This is a genomic window from Streptomyces prasinopilosus, from assembly GCF_001419695.1.
GTDB lineage: Bacteria > Actinomycetota > Actinomycetes > Streptomycetales > Streptomycetaceae > Streptomyces > Streptomyces prasinopilosus.
In genome coordinates, this window is the sequence record NZ_LIRG01000241.1 from 1 (window position 1) to 5001 (window position 5001).

A 5001-nucleotide genomic window follows, 5' to 3' on the forward strand; every position below is an offset into this window, starting at 1 on the left:
CCGGCCAGGACGACTGGTGGCCCCGCGGCACCCCCGACCCGGACCCCGTCGGAGCCCTCAGCGGTCTGGACGGTCCGGACACCCCGTGACGCGCCGGGCGTCCGGGGCGGGTGTCCGGCGCGGGTCCGCGGGCGGCTCCCGGGCGTGCCGGCCGCGGCCGGCGGAACGGGGGCGTCCGCGCCGGTCGCCGCCGGCCGTCACGGTGCGCCGCCGTGCCGTCGCCCGAGCGGTACGCGCCAATGCTCCCGGACGCGCCGGCGGGGCCGCTCCGCCCCGTCCGCCACCCCGGCCGCTCCACCGGGACCGCCCGTGGGGTGCGGTGACGCCGCCGGCCGACGGGCATCACGACATGCACACAACTCCTTCACGGCGGGTGCGCTTTCGGTCGGCGGGCGGGCGGGGGGCGGCGCGAGGGGGAGACGGTCGCCGGGGCTCCTGCCTAGCCTCCCGGGTCATGCGATCACCACTGAGACGCCTCGGTCCCGCCGCTCTCCTCGCCTTCGTCCTCGCGCTGTTCGGCATGGCTCCCCAAGCCGCCGCGGTCGACCCCGCGCCCGCCGAGCTGACGTTCGCCACCGACACCGCCACCACCACGCCCGGCGGCACGGTCCAGCTGTCGATGACCCTCACCAACAACAGGACGTACGACATCTGGTTCGTCTACCAGACGATCGACCCCACCTGGCTCACCACCCAGCGACCCGACCTGAAGTACGCCTTCACCGGCTGCGCCCTGGCCACCGCGGCCGGCAGCACCCCCTGCGCGGGGACCGGACCCGCGGACCTCGGCGCCAACTACGGCACCACCGTCCCGCCCGGCCAGAGCCGGACCGTCACGCTGACCCTGCAGGTCGCGCCCGACTCCGGCTGCAACGGCAACATCGGCTTCTACTCGTACTACTACGCCGAGTTCAGCGACACGGGGAACGCCGGCGGCGGGCCGGTGTACACCCCCGAGACCCGGGTGCTCTGCGCCTGACGGTCCCGGCGGACCCGACGGGACCGCCGGACCCGGCCGGTCTCCGGCCGGCCCGCGGCGGTCCACCGGTCCGCGGGCCCCGGCGCCGTTGACCGAAACCGGATCGGCGCCCCCTCCGGCAAGAGGTCCGGACCTCCGGCACCCGCACCGGCGGGCCGTCCGGCCCGCCGGTGGTCCGTCCGGGTCTCCGACCTGCCCCGGTGTTCCGTGCGCTGCCTCCGCCCCCGTGCCCCGAAGCGCCGCACCGGTCGCTTCCGGACCACCGGCCCCCCGGCGGCCACCCGCGCTTTTCCGTCAAGTTCCGCAACTCACCCACAAAAAGCACACAAAGGCATCACCATGTGATGCGACGGATGCGTCGACGACTGGCTTCTGAGGGGGACGCCGGCGTCGCGCGCGGGGGTGCGTCGGCTCCGGCGGAGCGGTGTCCACCCCTGCCCGTGGGAGGGGACTGCACCGCATGAAGCGGATCACACGCACCGCCGTGCTCACGGTGGGCGCACTCATCGCCGCCCTCGGCCTGCCGAGCACGGCCGCGCACGCCGCCGACGACCTGACCCGCGTCGACCTGCGCGTCCTGGTCGTCAGTGACGGAGGGCCGGCCGTGGACGCGATCGCGGCCGAACTCGAGGCCGCCGGCACGCCGTACACCGAAGTGGACCTCACCCGGTCCGACCGTCCCGTCCTCGACGCCGGCTTCCTCGCCGACACCGTGGACGGGCGGCCCCGCGCCAAGTACCAGGCGGTGGTCCTGCCCAACGACAACCCGTTCCCGGCGAACTCGCCCGAGATGACGGCGCTCGCCGCCTACGAGCGGACCCACGACATCCCGCAGGTCGACGCCTACACCTACGCGCGTCCGGAGGCGGGCCTGCGGTACCCGGTCGACGGCGGCTACGCCGGCGGGGTCGACGGAGTGCGGGCCGAGGTGACCGCCGCGGGCCGGGCGGGCCCCTTCGGCTACCTGGACGGCCAGGTCCCCTTCGAGGACAACGCGCCGACCGTGGGCGAGAGCTACGCCTACCTGTCGACCCCCGTGGCCGGCGCGGACTTCACCCCGTACGTCGAGGCCGCGATCCCGGGCGGGACCGGGCGGGGCTCACTGGTGGGCGAGTACCGGCACGACGGACGGCGGGAACTCGTCGTCACGTTCGTCTACAACCGGCACCAGCAGCAGTTCAGGCTCCTGGCCCGCGGCATCGTGGACTGGATGACCGGCGGCGTGCACCTGGGCGCCTCCAGGAACTACTTCGCCGTGCACGTCGACGACGTCCTCGCCGCCGACGACCGCTGGGACACGGAGCTGAACTGCACCCCCGGCGACGTCGACTGCCCCGAGGGCGAGGGAACCCCCGACCCGATTCGCATGCTCCCCGGCGACGTCGACCACGCCGCCTCCTGGCAGGACGAGCGGGACTTCACCCTCGACTTCGCCTACAACGGCGCCGGCAGCGTCGACCACCGCGAGGACAACGGCGGAGCCGACCCCCTGGCGGACCGGCTGATCGCGGAACGGAACCGGTTCCGCTGGATCAACCACACCTACACGCACGCCTTCCTCGGCTGCGAGCAGGACACGGCAGTGGTGCCGTGGCGGTGCGCCACCCACGCCGACGGCAGCACCAAGTGGGTCGGCCGCACGGCCATCTCCGACGAGATCGCCACCAACCGCGTCTGGGGGCGGACCGCCGGACTGCCCCTGCACGACGACGAGCTGGTGACCGGCGAGCACTCCGGACTCAAGGTGCTGCCGCAGCAGCCCGCCGACAACCCGAACCTCGCCCCCGCCCTCGCCGACAACGGCATCGCCTGGCTCGCCTCGGACAACTCCCGCGATCCCGCGCAGCGCCGGGTCGGCCCGGCCACGACCGTCTCGCGCTACCCGATGAACGTCTTCTTCAACGCCGGACGGGAAGCAGAGCAGGTCGACGAGTACAACTGGATCTACACCAGCCGCGCCCAGGGCGGAAGCGGGATCTGCGAGGACAACCCGGCCACCACGACGTGCCTGCCGGCCCCGCTGGACACCGCGACGGGATACAGCGGGCACATCGTCCCCCTCGAGACCCGGATCGCGCTCGGCCATGTCCTCGCCAACGATCCCAAGCCGCACTTCATCCACCAGTCCAACCTGGCCGAGGACCGCATCGCCTACCCGGTCCTGGACGGCGTACTCGACGGCTACGAGGCGCTGTTCGCCGACGACACCCCCGTGGTGAACCTGCGGATGAAGGACATCGGCGCCGAACTCCGGCGCCGCGCCGCCTGGGCAGGGGCCCTGCGGGACGGCAGCGTCACCGCCCACCGCACCGGCGGCACGGTGACCGTCGAGGCACCGGACGGCACGGACGCCACCGTCACCGTGCCCACCGGAACCACCCTCGCGGGCGAGGCGTTCGGCGAGGCGTACGCGGGCCGGGCATCCGGCTGGACGCGGACGGGCCAGAACGCCCTCTCCTTCACCCTGCCGGCGTCCGCCACGGACGGCACCGACGCCGACGGGCCGGCCCCGGGCGCGAAGGCCCCGGTCACCGGGCCGGCCCCGGACACCCGGGTCCCCGCCGGCGTGCGGGACCACGTCCCGTACACCGCGCGGAGCTGAACGGCCCACCGAACCGCCCGAGGCACCGGACCCGGTCACCGACGCGTGACCGGGTCCGGGACCCGGCCCTGCACGACCCTCCCCGCACCCCACCCCGCACCCGGCCGTGGAGCCCACCGATGTACGTTCACCACGGCGCGCGACGCTCCGGCTCGACGCGCGTCACCCTGCTCACCGAAGGCACCTATCCGCACAGTCACGGCGGTGTGAGCGTCTGGTGCGACCAGCTCGTCCGCGGCATGCCCGACATCGACTTCGAGGTCCTCGCCGTCACCGGCACCGGCCGCGAACCCGTCGTGTGGGACCTGCCCGCACACGTCTCGAACGTCCTGACCGTCCCGATGTGGGGAGCCCCGCCCGAGGGCCGCCCGCCCCGGCGGCGTCCGCGCGACGTCCTGGCCGGCGCCTACGAGCAGTTCCTGACGGCGCTGCTCGACCCGTGCGCCGAGAGCGGATTCGCCCCGGCCCTGTACACCATGGCGCGGGCCGCCGCCGACGGGACGCTCGGCCCGTTCCTGCGCGGCGACCGGGCGATCGCCGTGCTGACCGCCGTGTGGAACCGCCGGGGCCTGGTCGTCCGCGAGGCCCGCCCCACCCTGCACGACGCGGTCACCGCCACCGGACTGCTCGAGCACGCCCTGCGCCCGCTGGCCGCGCCCCTGCCGCAGGACGGGGTCGCCCACGCGGTCAGCGGGGGCGTCGCCGTCCTGCCCGGACTGGCCGCCCTGGAACGGCACGGTGTCCCCCTGCTCCTCACCGAGCACGGCGTCTACCTGCGCGAGCGCTACCTCGGCTACCGCACCGGCCCCTACCGCTGGCCGGTCAAGGCGCTCGTCCTGGGCTTCTTCCGGCTGCTGGCCGAGGAGAGCTACCGCAGGGCCGCCCTGATCACACCGGGCAACCGCTACAACCGGCTGTGGGAGGAGGAGGGCGGGGCCGACCCGGCGTCGATCCGCACGGTCTACAACGGGGTGGACCCGGAGGCCTTCCCGCCGGCCGGACCCGAACCGGACGCGCCGACCCTCAGCTGGGCCGGACGCGTCGACCCGATCAAGGACCTGGAGACCCTCATCCGGGCCCTCGCCCTGGTCAGGGCGGAGCGCCCCGACGTCCGGCTGCGGCTGTTCGGCGGCACGCCCCGGGGCGGGGAGGCCTACCGGGAACGGTGCGAGGCCCTCGCCGCCGGACTCGGCCACGGGGACGCCGTCACCTTCGAGGGCCGCGTCGACGACATCAAGGACGCGTACGCCGCCGGCAACGTCGTGATGCTCTCCAGCATCAGTGAAGGCTTCCCCTTCACCCTGATCGAGGCCATGTCCTGCGGGCGGGCGACGGTCTCCACCGACGTCGGCGGAGTCCGCGAGGCCGTGGGGGACACGGGCCTCGTCGTACCGCCGCGGGACCCGGCCGCGATGGCCGC

3 protein-coding genes are annotated in these 5001 nt (G+C 74.5%); all 3 read left to right on the forward strand.

The features are described 5' to 3' along the window. Positions 1-454: 454 nt before the first annotated feature. A complete protein-coding gene (locus AOK18_RS11525) occupies positions 455-979 on the forward strand; it encodes a hypothetical protein (RefSeq protein ID WP_055694272.1) in 525 nt (174 codons plus the stop codon). A gap of 460 nt (positions 980-1439) precedes the next feature. Then, positions 1440-3581, forward strand: a complete 2142-nt coding sequence (locus tag AOK18_RS11530) for a hypothetical protein (protein WP_055694273.1) — start codon at positions 1440-1442, stop codon at positions 3579-3581. Positions 3582-3700: 119 nt separating this feature from the next. After that, a partial coding sequence (gene pelF, locus AOK18_RS11535; RefSeq protein ID WP_055694274.1) for a GT4 family glycosyltransferase PelF occupies positions 3701-5001 on the forward strand: 1301 nt, incomplete at its 3' end.

Bases quoted from the DNA above. Each gene is read 5' to 3' on its own strand.
- AOK18_RS11530 (WP_055694273.1), top strand. From the start codon at position 1,440: ATGAAGCGGATCACACGCACCGCCGTGCTCACGGTGGGCGCACTCATC.
- AOK18_RS11525 (WP_055694272.1), top strand. From the start codon at position 455: ATGCGATCACCACTGAGACGCCTCGGTCCCGCCGCTCTCCTCGCCTTC.